Raw genomic sequence first — 19,202 nt, 5'->3', positions numbered from 1 at the left:
CTGCGCGGACGACCTGCTGAAGCCGACGCCGCGCTGTCCGCGCTGCGCCCTGCCGCATCGGGCCGCCGGCCTCTGCAATATGTGCCGCTGCGCGCCGCCGCCCTTCGACACCACCATCGCCCTGGGCGACTACGCGCCGCCGCGCGAGGCGCTGGTGCTGGCCCTGAAGTTCGGCGGCGTGCTGCCGCTGGCCAACTGGCTGGCGTGCGAACTGGCGTCGGCCTGGGCCGCCCGGCCCTCGCCGTCATCGAGCGATCCGGACGACAAGCCCTGCCTGGTCGTGCCGATTCCCTTGGCCCCGGCGCGGCTCGCCGAGCGCGGCTTCAATCAATCGTGGGAAATCGCCCGCAGCCTCGCGCCTCGACTCGGCGCGGCGGCCCGTGCCGATCTGCTGGTGCGGGCGCGCGACACCGCGCCGCAAACCGCGCTGGCGGCCTACCGCCGGCATCTCAATATCGCGGGCGCCTTCGCGCTGGCGCGCCATGCCGACGCCGACGACGTGCGCGGACGGCATGTCGCGCTGGTCGACGATGTGATGACCACCGGCGCCACGCTGGCCGAGGCGGCCGCCGTGCTCAAACGCCACGGCGCGGCGCGCGTCACCGCGCTGGTGGCGCTGCGCACGCCCGCGCCGCAGTGATGCCTGCCGTGATGCCTGCCGTGATGCCTGCCGTGATGCCTGCCGTGATGCCTGCCGTGATGCCCGCCGTGATGCCCGCCGTGATGCCTGCCGTGATGCCTGCTGTAATGCCCCGCCGTGATACGCGCGATGGTCCCGCGGAGATGCACGCCGTGATGCCGCCGATGGAGCCCGCGATGGCACGTGGGATGACAGCGGCGCCGCGGCACGGTAAGCTGCGCGCGCCATGTTCCATGTCGTCCTAGTCGAACCCGAGATCCCGCCGAACACCGGCAACGTGATCCGCCTGTGCGCCAACACCGGCGCGCAACTGCACCTGGTCAAGCCGCTCGGCTTTCCGCTGGACGACGCGCGCATGCGCCGCGCCGGCCTCGACTACCACGAGTACGCCAGCATGAAGGTGCACGACAGCTGGGACGCCTTCCTCGCCGGCGAACGTCCCGATCCCGCGCGCATGTTTGCGCTGACCACGCACGGCTCGACGCCGTTCGGCCAGGTCGCCTTCGCCCCCGGGGACTGGTTCGTGTTCGGTTCGGAAACGCGCGGGCTGGCGCCAGAGCGCCGCGAATGGTTCGCGCCGTCGCAGCGCATCCGCCTGCCGATGCGCCCCAACAACCGCAGCCTGAATCTGTCGAACACCGTCGCCGTGGTGGTGTTCGAGGCCTGGCGCCAGCAGGGTTTTGCCGGCGGCGCCTGAACGCCTGTCGAACACCGTCGCCGTGGTGGTGTCCGGGGCCTGGCGCCAGCAGGGCTTCGCCGGCGGCGCCTGAACGCCGAACGTTCGGCTATTCCGGCTGCACGCCGGCCGCGCGGATGACCTGGTCCCAGCGCGCCTTCTCGCTCGCCATGGTCTGGCGCAGCGAGGCCGGCGCGGTGCCGGCCGGCATGAAGTACTGCGCCCGCATCTGCGCGCGCACGCTGTCGCTGCCGATGATCTTCACCAGTTCGCGATAGAGCCGGTCGACGATGGGCGCCGGCGTGCCGGCCGGGGCCAGCACCGCCTGCCACGAGATCGCCTCGAAGCCCGGATAGCCGGATTCGGCCACGGTTGGCACCGACGGCAGCAGGCTGGTGCGACCGCTGGTCGTGACCGCGAGCACGCGCAGCCTGCCCGCATTGACCTGCGGCATCGCGATCGCCGGCACCATGAAGGCGGCCTGGATCTGCCCGGCGATCATCGCCGCCGCGATCTGCGGAAAGCCGGGATACGGGATGTGTTCGAGCGAGATTCCGGCCCGCGCCTTCAGCTGCTCCATCGCCAGATGCGCGGCGCTGCCGTTGCCGACCGAGCCGTAATTGAGCGCACCGGGCCGCTCGCGCGCCAGCGCGACGAACTCGCGCAGATCGCGCACGCCGGTGCGCGGGTCGACCACCAGCACGTTGGGCGAGGTCGCGACCAGCGTGATCGGCGCCAGCTGGCGCACCGGATCGTAGGGCAGATGGCGCGACAGCGTCGGCGCCGTGACCAGCGGACCGTTGATGGTGAACAGCAGCGTGTAGCCGTCCGGCGCGGCGCGGGCGACCTGCCCGGTGCCGATATTGCCGCCGGCGCCCGGCCGGTTCTCGATCACCACCGGCTGGCCCAGCGCCTGCGCCAGCGGGTCGGAAATCAAGCGCGCGATCAGGTCCGGGGACGATCCGGGCGGAAACGGCACCACCATGCGCAGCGGCCGCGCGGGCCAGTCCTTGCCGGCCGCCAGCAGAGAGCGCGGCAGCGCCAGCGCCCCGCCGCAGGCGGCCAGCGCGCCCAGCCAATGCCGGCGTGATTTCAGGCGATCCGGTGCGGTCATTCGTCGCGCGCGTCGCGTTGCAGCAGCTGCGTGACCGCGTCGGCCACCGCCAAGCCCTCGAACAGCACCGCGCAAACGGCGCGCGTGATCGGCATCTCGACGCCATGCTGGTCAGCCAGTGCCGCCACGGCCTGCGCGCAGCGCACGCCCTCGGCGACGTGGCCCAGGTCGGCCAGCACCTGCTCCAGCGTCCGGCCGCCGGCCAGCTGCTGGCCGACCTTGCGGTTGCGCGACAGATCGCCGGTGGCGGTCAGGATCAGGTCGCCCATGCCGGCCAGGCCCATGAAGGTCTCGGCGCGTCCGCCCAGCGCCAGCCCCAGCCGCGTCATCTCGGCAAGGCCGCGCGTGACCAGCGCGGCGCGCGCATTGAGCCCGAGGCCGAGCCCATCGCTGGCGCCGGTGGCGATCGCCAGCACGTTCTTGACCGCGCCGCCGACCTCGACGCCAACCAGATCGTCGCTGCCGTAGATCCGCATCGCGCGATGGTGGAAGGCGCGCTGCGCGAGTTCCGCGATCGCCGGCGCATTGCCGGCCACGGTCAGCGCGCACGGCAGCCCCAGCGCGACCTCGCGCGCGAAGCTCGGTCCCGTCAGCACGCCGTACTCGACCGGCACCGAGGCGCCGGCCGCCGCCAGTTCCTCGGCCACCATCTGATGCGGCATCGCGTGCGTGCCGGCCTCGAAGCCCTTGCACAGCCACAGCATGCGCAGCGGCACGCCGTGCGCGGAGGCCTCGGTGGCCAGGCGCCGCGTCATCTCGCGCAAACCCGACACCGGCGTGGCGACGATCACCAGCCCGTCAGGCGCGCACAGCGCGTGCGCGGCCGCACGGGCGAAATCGGCCTCGAAGCCGAGTCGCTCGGACAGCGGCACGCCCGGCAGATAGTCCGCATTGACGCCGGAGGCCGCCATCGCGGCGAGCTGGCCGGCGTCCCGGCCCCACAGCACGACCGCGTGCGCGGCGGCGGCATGGCTGGCCAGCGCGGTGCCCCAGGCGCCGGCTCCGAGAAAGGCGAGGTTCATGGTCGTGGCGTTGGTTGGTAGCGTTGGTCGTGGCGTTGGTCGATGGCGGTCGAGAGATCAGCCCGCTGCATGCCCGACGGTGGACGCGATGTCAGCGATGACAGCATCGCAGCGATGTCCGTGGTCATAGCGAAGTCAGCGGTCGCAGCGATGTCGGCGATGCCGGCGATGTCGGCGATGTCGGCTATGGCGTCGATGGCGTCGATGTCATCGATTGAAGCTATAGACGCAAAAAGGCGGAACGGGGCCGCAGCCCCGTTCCGCCGGCAGATATTTCGACGATCAGTGACGTGCCTGCGTGCCATCGGGCATCACGATGCCGGCGCCGCCGCCTTCCGCCTGTGCCTGCTCCATCGCCGCCTGCAGGCGCTGCTCGTACAGCGCCTGGAAGTTGATTTCCGACAGATGGATGGCCTGGAAGCCCGCGCGCGTGATCACGTCGGCGATATTGCTGCGCAGGTACGGATACAGGATGGTCGGGCAGGCGATGCCCAGCAGCGGATCGAGCTGTTCGTCCGGCACGTTGCGGATATCGAAGATGCCGGCCTGATGGGCCTCGACCAGGAAGGCGACCTTGTCCTGCACCTTGGTGGTGACCGTGCCGGTCACGACGACCTCGAAGATGCCGTCCGTCAGCTGCGAGGCGCCGACGTTGACCTGCACTTCGACCGAAGGCGCTTCGGTTTCGAGGAAGATCTGCGGCGAATTCGGCTGCTCCAGCGACATGTCCTTCAGGTAGACGCGCTGGATATTGAAGTACGGTTGATCGTCCTGCTGCTGATTGGTTTGCTGGTCGCTCATGGATGGCTGCCCGAATGGCGGGAATGAAACGTGGCGGGAAGGGGACGGGCTGCGGACGGCCGCGCGCCAGGCGGCGGCCAACCGCGTGGTCCGGTTGGAAAACGCATATGGTACATGACGCGGATGACGAATTCATCCGCGCGGGGGGCGGATCAGGCAGCCAGCAGCGGCGCCAGGCCCCCTTGGCGATCGAGCGCGGACAGATCGTCGAAGCCGCCGACGTGGCGGTCGTCGATATAGATCTGCGGCACGGTGCGGCGACCGGTGCGGCTCATCATTTCCTCGCGCTTGCCGGGCTCGCGGTCGATCATGATCTTCTCGATCGTCTCGACCCCCTTCGAGCGCAGCAGGCGCTCGGCCATCTGGCAATACGGACACACCATCGTGCTGTACATGACGACGCGGGCCATGCGCTTATCTCCTTGCATCTTGCGGTTCGGACCGGCGCCGCCGCTGCGGTGGCAGCGGCGGCCGGTCGACTTCCGGACTGTACCAGCGTCGGGCGGGGCCTGCTGACGGCCCGCCCGAGCACGGCATCGGCCCGGCTGGGGACTTACTTGACCAGCGGCAGACCGGCCTGCTGCCAGGCGGCCACGCCGCCTTCCAGGGAATAGACCTCGCCGAAGCCGGCCTGCTTCAGTGCCGCGTGCGCCTTGGACGAACGCTGGCCGGTCTGGCATACGACGATGATGGGGGCGGACTTGTCCTTCGCAAGGCTGGCCGCGCGATTGGCCAGCTCGGCCAGCGGCGCGCTCCTGGCCTGCGGCAGGTGGCCCTTGGCATATTCGGCCGGTTCGCGGATATCGACCACGACGGCGCCGCGCTTGTTGATCAGCTGCGTCGCCGTGGTCGCATTGACCGTCTTGCCGCCCGCGCTGCGCGAAATGGTGGGCCAGGCCAGCAGGCCGCCCGACACCACCGCGAGGGCGATCAGGGCAAGGTTGTTGTAGTCGGCGAAGAAATTCACGTTGGGTTTCCGGTGGGTTGTGTCGGCGGCATTATAAAATAGCCGGTTTCGCGCCCAGGCCCTGTCCGTTGGGCCGGTTCGCGTGGCGTTCACCGCGGCCGGCAAGTGGCCCGCGAGCGGCGCGCGCAGCATTCTCACTCTTTGGAAGCAGCATGTACAAACTCGTTCTCATCCGCCACGGCGAATCGACCTGGAATCTGGAAAACCGCTTCACCGGCTGGGTCGACGTGGACCTGACCGAAACCGGCGCGCAGCAGGCCCGCCAGGCCGGCCAACTGCTGAAGGACGCCGGCTTCGCCTTCGACGTGGCCTATACCTCGGTGCTCAAGCGCGCGATCCGCACGCTGTGGCATGTGCAGGACGAGATGGACCTGATGTGGATCCCGGTGCGCAACGAATGGCGCCTCAACGAGCGCCACTACGGTGCGCTGGCGGGCCTGAACAAGGCCGAGACGGCCGCCAGGTTCGGCGACGAGCAGGTGCTGGTCTGGCGCCGCAGCTACGACACCCCGCCCCCCGCGCTCGAGCCGACTGATCCGCGCGCCTCGTATGACGATCCGCGCTATGCCAACGTGCCGCGCGAACTGATTCCGCTGACCGAATGCCTGAAGGACACGGTCGCCCGCGTGCTGCCGCTCTGGAACGAATCGATCGCACCGGACATCAAAGCCGGAAAGCGCGTGGTGATCGCGGCCCATGGCAACAGCATCCGCGCGCTGGTGAAGTACCTCGACCAGATTTCCGATGACGATATCGTGGGCCTCAATATCCCGAACGGCACGCCGCTCGTGTACGAACTCGACGCCGAACTGCGGCCGATCCGGCATTACTACCTGGGCGACCAGGAAGCGATCGCCGCCTCGCTGGCCGCTGTCGCCAGCCAGGGCAAGGCCCGCTGAGCCGGACCCGCCAGCCTTGACGCATCAAGGCCTGCGCCGCATCGCGGCGCGGCCTTTTTTTCCGCCCGCTCTTATACTGTCGGTCAGACCGGACCGGCAGCGCCCCTTGCGCCACGCCGCAACCGGCGCAATCCACGGCGCCCTGGCCGGCGCCAATCAACGTTCAGGCAGCCCACATGCGTAAGACGCTCAAGAACATCAGCCTTGTCTCCGCGGGACTCGTTGCCGGCGTGCTCGCCACGCTGCAGCTGTCCGCGACCGCGCAGAACTCCTCGGGGCCGCTGCCCCTGGAGCAGTTGCGGCTGATGGCGGACATATTCGGGCAGATCAAGCGCGAGTACGTCGAGCCGGTCGACGACAAGAAGCTGCTGACCGAAGCCATCAAGGGCATGGTCGCCAGCCTCGACCCGCATTCGTCGTATCTGGACGCCAAGGACTTCAAGGAACTGCAGGAAGGCACGCGCGGCCGTTTCGCGGGCCTGGGCATCGAGATCTCGCAGGAAGAGGGCCTGGTCAAGGTCATCAACCCGATCGAGGACACGCCCGCCTTCCGCGCCGGAATCCAGCCCGGCGACCTGATCACCCGCATCGACGACAAGCCGGTGCGCGGCCTGCCGCTGGAACAGGCGGTCAAGCGCATGCGCGGCGAGCCGGGCACCAAGGTCACGCTGACGATCTACCGCAAGAGCGAGGAACGCACCTTCCCGGTGTCGATCACGCGCGCCGAGATCCGCGTGCAGTCGGTCAAGGCCAAGATGGTCGATCCGGCCATCGGCTGGGTCCGCCTGACCAGCTTCCAGGAACGCACCGTGGCCGACCTGGGCCGGCGCCTGGCCGAGCTGGCGCAGAAGAATCCGAACATGAAGGGCCTGGTGCTGGATCTGCGCAACAACGGCGGCGGCGTGCTGCAGGGCGCGGTCGGCGTGTCCGCGGCCTTCCTGCCCGAGGACGTGACCGTGGTCTCGACCAACGGCCAGGTGCCCGACGCCAAGCGGGTCTACAAGACCAACTTCAACAACTACCGGCTGTCGTCGGTCGAGGACGATCCGCTGAAGGATCTGCCGCCGCTGTTCAAGAAGATCCCGATGGTGGTGCTGACCAACGCCTATTCGGCGTCGGCCTCGGAAATCGTCGCGGGCGCGCTGCAGGACCACAAGCGCGCGCTGATCATGGGCAAGACCACGTTCGGCAAGGGCTCGGTGCAGACCGTGCGGCCGCTGACGAACGACACCGGCATCAAGCTGACCATCGCGTACTACTACACGCCGTCGGGCAAGTCGATCCAGGCCAAGGGCATCCGTCCGGACATCCCGGTCGACCAGAATCCGGAAGGCGATCCGGACGACGCGCTGATCACGCGCGAGATCGACACCGAGCGCCATCTGCACAACAAGCAGGAATCGGAAGAAGCCGAGATGACCGAGCGCGAGCAGCGCCGCGTCGAGGAACTGCGCCGGCTCGAGGAAGAGAACGCGAAGAAGTCGCCGGAGGAGCGCGAGAAGGAACGGCGCAAGAAGCCGATCGAGTTCGGCACCGCCGAGGACTTCATGCTGCAGCAGGCGATCCACCAGCTCAAGGGCGAGCCGATCAAGCGCTCGCGCTCCAAGCTCGAGGCGACGCCGGTGTCCGACAGCAAGGTGCCGAAGGGCCCGGTCAAGGCCGATCCGTCCAAGCGCGCACCCGCTCCGGACGCCAAGCCCGCCGCGCCCGAAGTGAAGCCGGACAGCAAGCCGCCGGCGAGCGCGCCGATGGGCAAGCCGCTCGGCACGCCGACCGGCAAGGCGCCCTGACCACGTTCGCGAACGAAGCCTGAACGCGTAGACCGACGCATCGCGGCGGGACCCCGGTCCCGCCGCCCGCCCGATGAACGACGACCAACTGCTGCGCTACTCGCGGCACATCCTGCTCGATGAGCTGGGCATCGAAGGCCAGGGCCGGCTGCTGGCCGGCCGCGCGCTGGTGATCGGCGCCGGCGGCCTGGGCGCCGCGGCGCTGCCCTATCTGGCCTCGGCCGGCGTCGGCACCATCGTCGTGGTCGACAACGACGACGTCGACCTGACCAATCTGCAACGCCAGATCCTGCACACCACCGCCAATGTCGGCCGGCCCAAGGTCGAGTCGGCGCGCGAGGGCATGCTGCGGATCAATCCCGAGATCGATGTGCGGCTGGTGCCGGCGCGCGTCGGCGACAGCGAACTGGATGTGCTGGTACGCGACGCCGACGTGGTGCTGGACTGCTGCGACAACTTCGCCACGCGCCATGCGGTCAACCGCGCCTGCGTCGCGCATCGGGTGCCGCTGGTCTCGGGCGCGGCGCTGCGCTTCGACGGGCAAATCAGCGTGTTCGATCGCCGGCGCGACGATGCGCCGTGCTACGCCTGCCTGTTTCCGCCGTCGGAGAACGCGCCGGAGGCCGCCTGCGCGACCATGGGCGTGTTCGCGCCGCTGGTCGGCATGGTCGGCACCGTGCAGGCCGCCGAGGCGCTGAAGCTGATCGCCGGCGTGGGCGAGACGCTGGCCGGACGACTGCTGATGGTGGATGCGTTCCGCATGGAATGGACCACGATGGCGCTGGCGCGCACGCCCGACTGCGAGGTTTGCGGCGGGCATTGAAGGCGCCGCGGTCCCGCTCTCTCCCCTACTCCTCTTCCGCCCGCGGAGCGGAAAAACCCACCGGCCGGCCGGCTCCGTTGTTCAGCGAGCGATCTGCCGCTGTACGGTCGCCTGATTGCGCAGATATTCGCGCACTGCCTGCCGATCGCCGCGGAACACGATGCGGCTCTCCCTCGCCTCGCGCTGGTAGTCGTACATCGGGTCGTAGTAATGGCGCAGCAGCACCGCGATCCAGACGCGGTGCTCGTCGACCTCGCCGCTCTGCGCCTGGCGTTGCAGCGCATGGGCGAGCAGCGCGGCCAGGCGCTCGTAGCGCTGGCCGCCGAGCCGGCGCGAGATGCCGGCCAGCGCGTCGCGCATCCGTTCCGAGAAGGCGTCGAAGCCCTTGTCCGGCCCATGCGCGGCGACATATTCGGCCGCCAGATCGACCACATAATCGTGCAGCACGCGTTCGACGCGCGCCTCGAACGGTTCGTCCAGCCACACCAGCGGACTCGCCTGCATGCGGGCGTACAGCCGCGGCGGCACGTCGCGGCTGCCGATGAAGCGGCCCTCGTCTTCCACCACCAGCGTGCCGGCGCCGGCGGCGCGCCGCCGCAGCAGATCGATCGCCAGCCCGTTCTCGAAGTTGATCTGCGTCGGCTGCGGACGTGCGCGCCGGCCGAAGCTGGAGCCCCGATGCGCGGCATGGCCTTCGAGATCGACCCCGCTGTCGAGCTCGGCCAGCAGCGCGGTCTTGCCGCTGCCCGTCAGGCCGCCGAGCACCAGCCAGTCGCATTCCGTGACGGCGGCGTCCAGCGATTCGATCAGGAACGTCCGCATCGCCTTGTAGCCGCCGGTGACGCGCGGATAGTCGATGCCGGCCTCGCGCAGCCATTGCTGCGAGATCTGCGAGCGCAGGCCGCCGCGGAAGCAGTACAGATAGCCGTCGGGATGGCACCGTGCGAATTCGGCCCAGGCCGCCACCCGCATCGCCTTGCGCTCGCCGCTGACCAGCGCATGGCCGAGCGCGATCGCCGCCTGCTGGCCTTCCTCCTTGTAGCGGCAGCCGACCTGGTGGCGTTCGTCGTCGTCCATCAACGGCAGATTGACCGCGCCCGGGAAGGCGCCGCGCGTGAACTCGGTCGGCGCGCGCACGTCCAGCATCGGCACGCCGGACAGCAGCAGCGCCCGATAGTCGGCGCTGTCCGGCCTTGCGGTGAGCGATGACCCGGGCATGCGGTCCATCAGCACACCACCACGGCGTGATCGGCGCGCTCGGTCATTTCCCCGATGCATTCGAGCGCGAGGCCGCATTCGGCCGCCACGGCGAGGAATTCCTGTTCGCCCGCGGGCTCGACCGCGACCAGCAGCCCCCCGCTGGTCTGCGGATCGCACAGCACCGCGCGCCGTGCCGCGTCCAGTTCGCCGTCGGCACAGGCGATCCGGTGTCCGTAGCTGGCGAAGTTGCGCTGGGTGCCGCCGGGCACGCAGCCGGCCGCGACGTACTCGCGCACGCCCGGCAGCAGCGGCACCGCGGCGTGGTCCAGCCGCGCGGTCAGCCCGCTGCCGTCGGCCATTTCGACCAGATGGCCGAGCAGGCCGAAGCCGGTCACGTCGGTCATCGCGCGCACCGCCTCGAGCCGGCCGAAGCGGCTGCCGGGACGGTTCAGCCGGCACATCCAGTCGGTCGCCAGGCGGCTGTGTTCGTCGCGCAGCTTGCCCTGCTTGCCGGCGGTGGTCAGCACGCCGATGCCCAGCGGCTTGGTCAGATACAGCCGGCAGCCGGCGCGCGCGGTGTCGTTGCGCTTCAGATGCGCGCGCTCGACCATGCCGGTCACGGCCAGGCCGAAGATCGGCTCGGGCGCATCGATCGAATGCCCGCCGGCCAGTGCGATGCCGGCCTCGTCGCAGGCGCGCCGCCCGCCGGCCACCACTTCGCGCGCGACCTCGGGCGGCAGCACATTGACCGGCCAGCCCAGGATCGCGATGGCGAGCAGCGGATCGCCGCCCATCGCATAGACGTCGCTGATCGCATTGGTGGCCGCGATACGGCCGAAGTCGAAGGGATCGTCGACCACCGGCATGAAGAAGTCGGTGGTCGAGACCAGCGCGCGGCCCTCGTCGCTGCCGTCGATCGCGTAGACCGCTGCGTCATCGCGTGAGGCGTTGCCGACCCACAGCCGCGGGTCCAGGTGCTGCGGCCCGCTGCCGGCCAGGATCACGTCGAGCACCTGCGGCGAAATCTTGCAGCCGCAGCCGGCGCCGTGGCTGTATTGCGTCAATCGGATGGGTTCCGGCATGGGCAGTGTCCTCGCTGGGAGATCGGACCGCGGAGGTGGCGGCAGCGCTGGAGATCGGAGTCGGGATGGAGTCGACCGGTAGATGGGACCGGGAGATGAGAAACCGAATGGGAATGAGAGGGATTCAAGCTGCGAAGCGCGCGGCGGCGGGCGGCTCGGTGAGGCGCCGCTGACGACCGCCTGGCCCGGAAACTGGCGTTGCGGGGCCTTGCGGGTCCTGCCGCGGCCGGGCTTTACTGCTCGCCCGGCTCCATCTGCGATTGCAGATAGTTCTGCAGGCCGACCTTGTCGATCAGGTCCAGCTGCGTTTCCAGATACTCGATGTGCTCTTCGGTATCGGTCAGGATGTCGACCAGAATCTCGCGGCTGACATAGTCGCCGACCGATTCACAGTAGGCGATGCCTTCCTTGACCGTCACGTGAGCGGTCTGCTCCAGCTTCAGGTCGCACTTGAGCATCTCGGGCGTGTCTTCGCCGATCAGCAGCTTGTGCAGGTCCTGCAGGTTGGGCAGTCCGTCGAGCATCAGAATGCGTTCGATCAGCCGGTCGGCATGCTTCATTTCGCCGATCGATTCCTTGTACTCCACGTCGCCGAGCTTCTTGAGGCCCCAGTGGCGATACATACGGGCGTGCAGGAAATACTGGTTGACCGCGGTCAGCTCGTTGGTGAGCTGCGCATTCAGATACTGGATGACCTTCTTGTCACCTTTCATCGGGGGCTCCTGTTGCTACGGGCCCGCAAAAACGCGACGCGGCGCTGGTTGCGCCGCGTGCAGTCAGAGGAAAACGACGAAGACACGCGCCGATCGCCGGTCTGCGATCGGGAGGCGTGTTCAGGCAACCAGCTCGGTTTGCTGGTCGTTCGCGACTGCCGGGTCCCGTGTGTCCATTATGGCACGCGGTCCCGACGAGGAACAGGAGGAAAACTGGACGACGTGAACGGTCTGGGCCGTCACCGTGGCGGAAGCGCCGTGGCAGGACGCTGCAACGCCCTCGGCGAGAACCTGCTGCGCGCAATCGCGGCAGCGGCCGCAGCAAGTGCCGACGCCGAGCGTTTCGGCCAGCTCGTCGAGCGTGGACACGCCCAGCTGGACGGCGCCATGGATTTCGCGATCGGTTACCTGGTTGCAGATGCAGACGTACACAAAGCCTCCTTGGGGCAGCGCGGACACCGGCATGTCCTGACTGTTGGAGGCAGAATAACAGAGATCAAAAATGATAACAATTCCCATTAAGAAACAGAAACATCATAGGGGAATTGGAATCACTTCCTTCCAAATCAAGGGCTTAGGCCGTCACGTGGCGGCTCGCCACGCGGTCCAAGAAGCACTTATGCACCACAAGGAAGGGCCGCTATAACCCCGCGAGTTTCAGGGTTGTGACAGTCGCGCCAGCGCGGCGGCGGCCTCTTCCGGCTCGTAGGCGCACAGCACCTGTTCGACCAGGCCCTCCAGCCGGGTGCAGTCCGCATGCAGGATCTCCTGCTTGACGCGCAGGAGCTGGGCGGGGTGCATCGAGAACTCGCGCAGGCCCATGCCGAGCAGCAGCCGGGTCATCGCCGGGTCGCCCGCCATCTCGCCGCAGACGGCGACCGGCACGCCGGCGTGATTTGCCTCGCGGATGGTGCGCGCGATCAGTTGCAGCACCGCGGGATGCAGCGGGTCGTACAGATGCGCGACGGCGTTGTCGGCGCGGTCGATCGCCAGCGTGTACTGGATCAGGTCGTTGGTGCCGATCGACAGGAAGTCCATGCGCCGCAGGAACAGCGGCAGCAGCAGCACCGCGGCCGGGATCTCGATCATCGCGCCGACCTTCAGGTTGGGATCGTAGGCGACCCCGCGCTGATCGAGCTCGTGCTTGGCGCGCGCCACCAGTTCCAGCGTCTGGTCGATCTCGCGCGCATGCGCCAGCATCGGGAACAGCAGCCGCACCGGCCCGAAGGCCGAGGCGCGCAGCAGCGCGCGCAGCTGGGTCAGGAACATCGCCGGCTCGGACAGCGACCAGCGGATCGCGCGCAAGCCCAGCGCGGGATTGAGCGCGGTCTCGTATTCCTCGGCACGGCCGTCGCGCCCGTCGCGGAAATCCAGCAGCGGCTTGTCGGCGCCGATGTCGATGGTGCGGATGGTGACCGGCAGCCCGCGCATCGCCTCGACCGCGCGGCGGTAGGCCTCGAACTGTTCGTCCTCGCCGGGCAGTTCGCCGCGCCGGTTCATGAACAGGAATTCGGAGCGGAACAGGCCCACGCCGACCGCGCCGGCGGCCAGCGCGGCGGACGCGTCCTCGGCCATCTCGATATTGGCCAGCAGATCGATCTCGATGCCGTCCAGCGTCACCGCGGGCGTATGCCGCAGCCGCTGCAGCCGCTTGTTCTCGAGCGCCCGCTCGCTCTGCCGATGACGGTATTCCTCGAGGATGATCGGCGTCGGGTCGACGATCACCAGCCCGGCATCGCCGTCGATGATGATCCAGTCATCCTGGCGGATCAGCTCGCTCGCGTTCTGCACGCCGACCGCGGCCGGAATGTCGAGGCTGCGCGCGACGATCGCGGTATGCGAGGTGCGCCCGCCCAGGTCGGTGACGAAGCCGTGGAACACGGTATGGCGGAACTGCAGCATGTCGGCCGGCGAGATGTCGTGGGCGACCACGATCACGCCGGGGGTGGGCTGGCCGTCGGCCGCCACCGCGGGCACCGGCGCCGGCGTCAGCACCGGCGCGCCGGCCAGCACCTTCAGGATCCGTTCGACCACCTGCTCGATATCGGCCTTGCGCTCGCGCAGGTATTCGTCCTCGATCTCGTCGAACTGGCGCATCAGGTCCTCGAGCCGCGTCGTCAGCGCCCATTCGGCGTTGTAGCGGCGCTCGCGGATCAGCCTTTCGGCCTCGCGCGACAGCATCTCGTCGTCGAGGATCATCGCGTGCACGTCGAGGAAGGCGCCCATCTCCTCCGGCGCATCGCGCGGCAGGTCGCGCTTGAGCGCCGCCAGTTCGGCCCGCACCGCGGTCCGCGCGTTGCGCAGCCGCAGCACCTCGTCCTCGAGCCGGTCTTCGTCGACCAGGTAATGGGACACGTCGAGCGCGGCCGGCGCCAGCAGGTGGGCGCGCCCGATCGCAACGCCGCGCGAGACTGGGATGCCGTGCAGGGCGAATGGCATGAACCGCTCCGTTCAGGAACGTTGATGAAATCCGGACAGGGCCTGCGCCCTCACTCTCCCTCGCCGAAGCGGTTGGCGATCAGCGCGGTCAGCGCATCCATCGCCTCCTGCTCGTCGGGTCCCTCGGTTTCGATCGTGACCGTCGAGCCGATGCCCGCGGCCAGCATCATCACACCCATGATGCTCTTGGCGTCGACCTGGCGCCCGTTGCGCGACATCCTGACCTGGCTGACAAAACTGCCCGCCAGTTGCGTGAGCTTGGCGGAGGCGCGGGCATGCAGCCCGAGCTTATTGATGATGGTGATGTCCCTCTGCAGCATACTTGTCGGGGTGATTGGCGATCTGGTTCTGTACGGTGGTCGAGCCGATCTGCAGCACGCCTTGCGAGCCGCCGGCGAGCGCCTTGGTGGCGAGCTGGTCCAGCTTTTCAGAGCGGTAGCAGATCGCCCGCACGAGCATCGGCAGATTGACGCCGGCGAGCACCTTGATCCGGCCCGGCTCGGCCAGCCGGGCGGCGATATTGGCGGGGGTGGCGCCGAAGATGTCGGTCAGCACCAGCGCCCCATTGTCTTCGATCACCGAGGCCAGGCATCGGCGCGCCTCGGCCAGCACGGCCGCGGGCTCCGCATCGGGAGCGACGTCGATCGCCTCGAGCCGCTTGGGCTCGCCGCAATAGACATGCGCGGCGCAGTCCCGCAGCGCGGAAGCGAGCGGCGCGTGCGCGATGATCAGAATGCCTGCCATGATGGTGAATCCTGTGGATTGCCGCGATTGTAGCAGGCGGGGTAACGGCGCCGTCGCGTGAAAGCAGTCCGGCGCCCGCGCTCAGGCGCCCTTCGCGGCCGCCCGCGCCGCGACCGCCCGCTCCAGCGCGTCGATGAACATGCCGGCCACCGGGAAACCGGTCTGCTGCATGATCTCCTGGAAGCAAGTCGGGCTGGTCACGTTGACCTCGGTCAGGTAGTCGCCGATCGCGTCGAGTCCCACCAGCAGCAGGCCGCGCTGCCACAGCACCGGCGCCAGCGTCTGCGCGATCTCGCGGTCGCGCTCCGACAGCGGCTGCGCGCGGCCGGTGCCGCCCGCCGCCAGATTGCCGCGCACCTCGCCGGCCATCGGCACGCGCGCCAGCGCGTACGGCACCGGCTCGCCGCCGATCAGCAGGATGCGCTTGTCGCCGTCCTTGATCGCGGGGATATAGCGCTGCGCCATCAGCGTGCGCGCGCCGTTCGCCCCGAGCGTCTCGATGATCGCGCCCAGGTTCATGCCGTCCGCGCCGACGCGGAACACGCCCATGCCGCCCATGCCGTCCAGCGGCTTGACGATGATGTCGCGATGCTCGGCATGGAAGGCGCGGATGCGGGCCGCATCGCGCGTGACCAGCGTCGGCGTAATGAACTGCGGGAACTGCGCGATCGCCACCTTCTCGGAATGGTCGCGGATCGCCTGCGGCTTGTTGAAGACGTTGGCGCCCTGCGACTCGGCCAGCTCCAGCAGCCAGGTGCTGGTCACGTACTCCATGTCGAACGGCGGGTCCTTGCGCATCAGCACCGCGTCGAAGGCCGGCACCGGCATCGCGGCCGGGGCATCGAGGCGGAACCAGGCGGCGTGGCCATGGCCGTGGTCATGGGCGTGATCGTGACCGTCATCGTTGCCCTGCCCGGCCTCCAGCAGATGCAGCCGCTGCGCGACCGCCTCCACCGCGCCGCCGACCAGCGACAGCTGCGACTGCAGGCAGAAGAACAGCTCGTGGCCGCGCGAGGCGGCCTCGACCATCATCGCGTAGGTGGAGTCCTTGTAGGTCTTGAAGGTCTCGAGCGGATCGGTAATGAACAGAATGCGCATGCTGGCGAGTTCCGGTTGTCGTGCCCGTGGTCGGTCGTGGTCGTGCCTGTTGTGCCTGTTGTGCCTGTTGTGCCCGTTGCCCCGTTACAGGATCGGGTTGGGGTCGGTCTTTTCCAGTTCCAGCGAGGCCGCCAGCAGCGCGAGCCGCGCCACCACGCCATACATGTAGAACCGGTTGGGCACCGCCGCGCCCGGCTTGGCATGCGTGTCCGGAATGCTGTTGGGCGCGAACGCCAGCGGCACGAAATGCATGCCCGGCGCGTTCAGGTTCTCGTCGACGCCGCGGCCGGTATGGACGCGGTAGAAGCCGCCGACCACGTACCGGTCGATCATGTAGACCACCGGCTCGGCCACCGCCTCGTTGACCTTCTCGAAGGTATGCACGCCTTCCTGGATGATCACGTCGTTGACCTCGAGGCCTTCCTTGACGACGCTCATCTTGTTGCGTTCCTTGCGGTTCAGGCCCTTGACCTCCGCCGGATCGCGCACCGTCATCACGCCCATGCCGTAGGTGCCGGCATCGGCCTTGACCACCACGTACGGCGTTTCCTTGATGCCGTACTCGCGGTACTTCTTGGCGATCTTCTTGAGCACGCCCTCGACCGCGTCGGCCAGCGCGTCCTCGCCGACCCGCTCATGGAAGTCGATGCCGCCAACCTTGGCGAAGTACGGGTTGATCATCCACTGGTCGATATCGATCAGCTTGGCGAATTTCTTGGCGACCTCGTCATAGGCCGAGAAGTGCGAGGACTTGCGCCGCGTCGACCAGCCCGCGTGCAGGGGCGGCAGCACGTATTGCTCGTTGATGTTCTCGAGGATCGGCGGCACGCCGGCCGACAGGTCGTTGTTCAGCAGGATCGAACAGGGATCGAAGTCCTTGAGCCCCAGCCGGCGGTCCTTGGTGCCCAGCCGGGTCAGCGGCTCGACCACCAGGGTCTGGCCGTCGGGCAGTTCGATCGGGGTCGGTTCGGTAATGTCCTCGGACAGCGAGCCCAGCCGGACATTGAGCCCCGCCTGGCGCATGATCAGCGACAGCCGCGCCACGTTCTGCAGATAGAACATATTGCGGGTATGGCGCTCGGGGATCAGCAGCAGGTTCTTGGCGTCCGGACAGATCTTCTCGATCGCCGCCATCGCCGCCTGCACCGCCAGCGGCAGCATTTCGGGCGCCAGATTGTTGAAACCGCCGGGGAACAGATTGGTATCGACCGGGGCCAGCTTGAAGCCGGCGTTGCGCAGATCGACCGAACAGTAGAACGGAGGGGTATGCTCCTGCCATTCCAGACGGAACCACCGCTCGATGGACGGGGTCGCGTCCAGTATTTTCTTTTCCAGTTCGAGCAGGGGGCCGTTCAGCGCGGTGATGAGGTGCGGGACCATATCCATCCTATTGATCGTCTTTATCGTCCGCCCCGATTGTAGAGGAACGGCCAATTGCATGCAGATGGCATGCCAATGCCGGCGAAACGGGAAAATGTCCGATCGTTTCCGCCTTGGGCTAACAATATGGGGATGGGCCGCGGAATTCAAAGAGCGCGGGGAGCGCCGTCGCGAGGGCAAAAAAAAACGCGGCTTCGCCGCGTTTCAAGTGGCCTGACAGATACGGGGAGCGTTCTGCAGGTGGAGGAAACTGCCTCACCTGCACTCTATGCGGGTGCTGTCCTTAACACAAATGAAGGATATTGAATTCGGATTTAAGCGGATGGCGAACAGTGCTTGCCAACCTGGCGGCAAGCCGCGCCAGTGCTGGCTTTGCCGGCGGCCCGCCAATAAAAAAGCCCGGCACGCGGCCGGGCAAAACTCCTGAGAGAAGATTCCCAATCAGCTCTCCAGCACAACACCGTGGGCGCTGCGGGGGCGGCAAGCCGTGGGTCCCCGCACCGCATGTTTCGTTGGCATCAGGCTTCGTAGGCGGTCTCGCCGTGCGAGGTGATGTCCAGGCCTTCGCGCTCCTCGTCCTCGGGCACGCGCAGGCCGATCAGCAGGTCCACCAGCTTGAAGGCGACGAAGGCCACCACCGCCGACCACACCACGGTGGTCAGCACGCCCTCGGTCTGCACCCAGACCTGGCTCGCGATCGAATAGTTGTCCGAGACCTTGTTGGCCACGTAGTCGTAGATGCCCACGCCGCCCAGGCTCGGCGCCGCGAACACGCCGGTCAGGATCGCCCCGGCGATGCCGCCGACGCCATGCACGCCGAACACGTCCAGCGAGTCGTCCGCGCCCAGCAGCCGCTTCAGGCCGGTCACGCCCCACAGGCACAGCAGGCCCGCCACCAGGCCCATCACGATCGAGCCCATCGGGCCGACGAAGCCGGCGGCCGGGGTAATCGCCACCAGGCCGGCCACCGCGCCGGACGCGCCGCCCAGCATCGAAGGCTTGCCCTTGGTGATCCACTCGCCGAAGGTCCACGCCAGCACCGCCGCGCAGGTCGCCAGCAGCGTGTTGACGAAGGCCAGCGCCGCGCCGCCGCTCGCTTCCAGGCCCGAGCCGGCGTTGAAGCCGAACCAGCCGAACCACAGCAGCGAGGCGCCGACCATGGTGAAGGTCAGGCTGTGCGGGCGCAGCGCCTCGCGGCCGAAGCCGATCCGCTTGCCGAACATGTAGGCACCGACCAGGCCCGCCACCGCGGCGTTGATATGCACCACGGTGCCGCCGGCGTAGTCGAGCGCGCCCTTCTGGAACAGCCAGCCGGCCTTGGCCGTCGCCGCCTCGGCGGCAGCGGCGTCGGTGTAGGCATCCGGACCGGGCCAGAACCAGACCATATGGGCCATCGGGATATAGGCGAAGGTGAACCACAGCACGATGAACACCAGCACCGCGGAGAAGCGGGCGCGCTCGGCGAAGGCGCCGATGATCAGGCTGCAGGTGATCGCCGCGAACGCGCACTGGAAGGCGAAGAAGCCCAGCTCCGGAATCACCACGCCCTTGCTGAAGGTCGCCGTCACCGCTTCCGGCGTCAGGCCCTTCATGAACAGCCGGTCGGTGCCGCCGAAGAAGGCGTTGCCCTCGGTGAAGGCGAAGCTGTAGCCGTAGATGGCCCACAGCAGCGCGACCAGCGAGAAGATCACCAGGCACTGCATCAGCACCGACAGCATGTTCTTCGAGCGGACCAGGCCGCCGTAGAACAGCGCCAGGCCGGGCAGCGTCATCAGGATCACGAAGGCCGTGCACATCAGCAGCCAGGCCACGTC

At 68.2% G+C, this 19,202-nt stretch carries 21 protein-coding genes; 5 read left to right on the top strand and 16 right to left on the bottom strand.

Annotation, left to right across the window (positions count from 1 at the left end):
* A partial coding sequence (locus AC6EI8_RS14190; RefSeq protein WP_498382216.1) for a ComF family protein occupies positions 1 to 640 on the top strand: 640 nt, incomplete at its 5' end.
* Between the two features lie 226 nt (positions 641 to 866).
* Complete coding sequence (gene trmL / locus AC6EI8_RS14185) at positions 867 to 1,337, top strand: tRNA (uridine(34)/cytosine(34)/5-carboxymethylaminomethyluridine(34)-2'-O)-methyltransferase TrmL (RefSeq protein ID WP_149317139.1); 471 nt, start codon at positions 867 to 869, stop codon at positions 1,335 to 1,337.
* Between the two features lie 88 nt (positions 1,338 to 1,425).
* Here trmL and AC6EI8_RS14180 read toward each other — a convergent pair whose 3' ends face one another.
* The 6 genes from AC6EI8_RS14180 to AC6EI8_RS14155 all read right to left on the bottom strand — a co-directional run bounded on the left by AC6EI8_RS14180 (position 1,426) and on the right by AC6EI8_RS14155 (position 5,220).
* Positions 1,426 to 2,430, bottom strand: a complete 1,005-nt coding sequence (locus AC6EI8_RS14180) for a Bug family tripartite tricarboxylate transporter substrate binding protein (RefSeq protein WP_190286365.1) — start codon at positions 2,428 to 2,430, stop codon at positions 1,426 to 1,428.
* Entirely contained in the window at positions 2,427 to 3,452 is a 1,026-nt protein-coding gene (locus tag AC6EI8_RS14175) for an NAD(P)H-dependent glycerol-3-phosphate dehydrogenase (protein WP_150083645.1), read from the bottom strand. Before AC6EI8_RS14175 ends, AC6EI8_RS14180 begins: the two co-directional genes overlap by 4 nt.
* Positions 3,449 to 3,757, bottom strand: coding sequence for a hypothetical protein (locus AC6EI8_RS14170; protein ID WP_498382214.1), 309 nt, complete (start codon positions 3,755 to 3,757; stop codon positions 3,449 to 3,451). The genes AC6EI8_RS14175 and AC6EI8_RS14170 overlap by 4 nt, the downstream gene beginning before the upstream one ends.
* Entirely contained in the window at positions 3,735 to 4,253 is a 519-nt protein-coding gene (gene secB, locus AC6EI8_RS14165; protein WP_149317143.1) for a protein-export chaperone SecB, read from the bottom strand. The genes AC6EI8_RS14170 and secB overlap by 23 nt, the downstream gene beginning before the upstream one ends.
* 152 nt (positions 4,254 to 4,405) lie before the next feature.
* Positions 4,406 to 4,663 carry a glutaredoxin 3 gene (gene grxC, locus AC6EI8_RS14160; RefSeq protein WP_006579210.1) on the bottom strand — a complete coding sequence of 86 codons (258 nt, stop codon included), beginning with the start codon at positions 4,661 to 4,663 and terminating at the stop codon, positions 4,406 to 4,408.
* Positions 4,664 to 4,806: 143 nt separating this feature from the next.
* Positions 4,807 to 5,220, bottom strand: coding sequence for a rhodanese-like domain-containing protein (locus AC6EI8_RS14155; protein WP_149317586.1), 414 nt, complete (start codon positions 5,218 to 5,220; stop codon positions 4,807 to 4,809).
* A gap of 152 nt (positions 5,221 to 5,372) precedes the next feature.
* Between AC6EI8_RS14155 and gpmA the strand changes: the two genes are divergently transcribed.
* The 3 genes from gpmA (at position 5,373) to AC6EI8_RS14140 (ending at position 8,732) form a co-directional block, all read left to right on the top strand.
* The gene (gene gpmA / locus AC6EI8_RS14150; protein WP_226108131.1) at positions 5,373 to 6,119 is read left to right on the top strand and encodes a 2,3-diphosphoglycerate-dependent phosphoglycerate mutase; all 747 of its coding nucleotides are present in this window, start codon (positions 5,373 to 5,375) and stop codon (positions 6,117 to 6,119) included.
* A gap of 176 nt (positions 6,120 to 6,295) precedes the next feature.
* Positions 6,296 to 7,909 (top strand): S41 family peptidase, encoded by a 1,614-nt coding sequence (locus AC6EI8_RS14145; RefSeq protein WP_150083649.1) that lies wholly within the window; start codon positions 6,296 to 6,298, stop codon positions 7,907 to 7,909.
* A gap of 73 nt (positions 7,910 to 7,982) precedes the next feature.
* Positions 7,983 to 8,732 (top strand): HesA/MoeB/ThiF family protein, encoded by a 750-nt coding sequence (locus AC6EI8_RS14140; RefSeq protein WP_150083650.1) that lies wholly within the window; start codon positions 7,983 to 7,985, stop codon positions 8,730 to 8,732.
* Positions 8,733 to 8,813: 81 nt separating this feature from the next.
* On the opposite strand, the gene mnmH is transcribed toward AC6EI8_RS14140, so the two are convergent.
* From mnmH to amt, 10 genes are all read right to left on the bottom strand, one after another.
* The gene (gene mnmH / locus AC6EI8_RS14135; RefSeq protein WP_498382213.1) at positions 8,814 to 9,959 is read right to left on the bottom strand and encodes a tRNA 2-selenouridine(34) synthase MnmH; all 1,146 of its coding nucleotides are present in this window, start codon (positions 9,957 to 9,959) and stop codon (positions 8,814 to 8,816) included.
* The gene (gene selD, locus AC6EI8_RS14130) at positions 9,959 to 11,014 is read right to left on the bottom strand and encodes a selenide, water dikinase SelD (protein WP_149317148.1); all 1,056 of its coding nucleotides are present in this window, start codon (positions 11,012 to 11,014) and stop codon (positions 9,959 to 9,961) included. The genes mnmH and selD overlap by 1 nt, the downstream gene beginning before the upstream one ends.
* Before the next feature lie 233 nt (positions 11,015 to 11,247).
* Entirely contained in the window at positions 11,248 to 11,727 is a 480-nt protein-coding gene (gene bfr, locus AC6EI8_RS14125; protein ID WP_053821000.1) for a bacterioferritin, read from the bottom strand.
* A 120-nt stretch (positions 11,728 to 11,847) separates the two neighbouring features.
* On the bottom strand, positions 11,848 to 12,192 hold the full coding sequence (locus AC6EI8_RS14120; RefSeq protein ID WP_498382217.1) for a (2Fe-2S)-binding protein: 345 nt from the start codon (positions 12,190 to 12,192) through the stop codon (positions 11,848 to 11,850).
* 192 nt (positions 12,193 to 12,384) lie between these two features.
* Complete coding sequence (ptsP, locus tag AC6EI8_RS14115) at positions 12,385 to 14,166, bottom strand: phosphoenolpyruvate--protein phosphotransferase (RefSeq protein WP_149317149.1); 1,782 nt, start codon at positions 14,164 to 14,166, stop codon at positions 12,385 to 12,387.
* Between the two features lie 50 nt (positions 14,167 to 14,216).
* Entirely contained in the window at positions 14,217 to 14,486 is a 270-nt protein-coding gene (locus AC6EI8_RS14110) for an HPr family phosphocarrier protein (protein WP_149317150.1), read from the bottom strand.
* Complete coding sequence (locus AC6EI8_RS14105) at positions 14,455 to 14,910, bottom strand: PTS sugar transporter subunit IIA (RefSeq protein WP_149317151.1); 456 nt, start codon at positions 14,908 to 14,910, stop codon at positions 14,455 to 14,457. Before AC6EI8_RS14105 ends, AC6EI8_RS14110 begins: the two co-directional genes overlap by 32 nt.
* A gap of 81 nt (positions 14,911 to 14,991) precedes the next feature.
* Positions 14,992 to 16,008, bottom strand: coding sequence for a glutathione synthase (gene gshB, locus AC6EI8_RS14100; RefSeq protein WP_149317152.1), 1,017 nt, complete (start codon positions 16,006 to 16,008; stop codon positions 14,992 to 14,994).
* A gap of 84 nt (positions 16,009 to 16,092) precedes the next feature.
* On the bottom strand, positions 16,093 to 17,388 hold the full coding sequence (gene gshA, locus AC6EI8_RS14095) for a glutamate--cysteine ligase (protein ID WP_149317153.1): 1,296 nt from the start codon (positions 17,386 to 17,388) through the stop codon (positions 16,093 to 16,095).
* Between the two features lie 518 nt (positions 17,389 to 17,906).
* The coding region (gene amt, locus AC6EI8_RS14090; protein ID WP_498382212.1) for an ammonium transporter at positions 17,907 to 19,202 on the bottom strand (1,296 nt) is incomplete at its 5' end.

This window comes from Cupriavidus sp. R6-3 (assembly GCF_059772245.1).
This window is presented reverse-complemented; position numbering and strand designations above follow the sequence as displayed.

Bases quoted from the DNA above. Each gene is read 5' to 3' on its own strand.
- selD (WP_149317148.1), bottom strand. From the start codon at position 11,014: ATGCCGGAACCCATCCGATTGACGCAATACAGCCACGGCGCCGGCTGC.
- secB (WP_149317143.1), bottom strand. From the start codon at position 4,253: ATGAGCGACCAGCAAACCAATCAGCAGCAGGACGATCAACCGTACTTC.
- ptsP (WP_149317149.1), bottom strand. From the start codon at position 14,166: ATGCCATTCGCCCTGCACGGCATCCCAGTCTCGCGCGGCGTTGCGATC.
- bfr (WP_053821000.1), bottom strand. From the start codon at position 11,727: ATGAAAGGTGACAAGAAGGTCATCCAGTATCTGAATGCGCAGCTCACC.
- AC6EI8_RS14145 (WP_150083649.1), top strand. From the start codon at position 6,296: ATGCGTAAGACGCTCAAGAACATCAGCCTTGTCTCCGCGGGACTCGTT.
- AC6EI8_RS14120 (WP_498382217.1), bottom strand. From the start codon at position 12,192: ATGCCGGTGTCCGCGCTGCCCCAAGGAGGCTTTGTGTACGTCTGCATC.
- trmL (WP_149317139.1), top strand. From the start codon at position 867: ATGTTCCATGTCGTCCTAGTCGAACCCGAGATCCCGCCGAACACCGGC.
- AC6EI8_RS14170 (WP_498382214.1), bottom strand. From the start codon at position 3,757: ATGGCACGCAGGCACGTCACTGATCGTCGAAATATCTGCCGGCGGAAC.
- AC6EI8_RS14180 (WP_190286365.1), bottom strand. From the start codon at position 2,430: ATGACCGCACCGGATCGCCTGAAATCACGCCGGCATTGGCTGGGCGCG.
- AC6EI8_RS14110 (WP_149317150.1), bottom strand. From the start codon at position 14,486: ATGCTGCAGAGGGACATCACCATCATCAATAAGCTCGGGCTGCATGCC.
- AC6EI8_RS14175 (WP_150083645.1), bottom strand. From the start codon at position 3,452: ATGAACCTCGCCTTTCTCGGAGCCGGCGCCTGGGGCACCGCGCTGGCC.
- gshA (WP_149317153.1), bottom strand. From the start codon at position 17,388: ATGGTCCCGCACCTCATCACCGCGCTGAACGGCCCCCTGCTCGAACTG.
- AC6EI8_RS14140 (WP_150083650.1), top strand. From the start codon at position 7,983: ATGAACGACGACCAACTGCTGCGCTACTCGCGGCACATCCTGCTCGAT.
- AC6EI8_RS14105 (WP_149317151.1), bottom strand. From the start codon at position 14,910: ATGGCAGGCATTCTGATCATCGCGCACGCGCCGCTCGCTTCCGCGCTG.
- gpmA (WP_226108131.1), top strand. From the start codon at position 5,373: ATGTACAAACTCGTTCTCATCCGCCACGGCGAATCGACCTGGAATCTG.
- mnmH (WP_498382213.1), bottom strand. From the start codon at position 9,959: ATGGACCGCATGCCCGGGTCATCGCTCACCGCAAGGCCGGACAGCGCC.
- grxC (WP_006579210.1), bottom strand. From the start codon at position 4,663: ATGGCCCGCGTCGTCATGTACAGCACGATGGTGTGTCCGTATTGCCAG.
- gshB (WP_149317152.1), bottom strand. From the start codon at position 16,008: ATGCGCATTCTGTTCATTACCGATCCGCTCGAGACCTTCAAGACCTAC.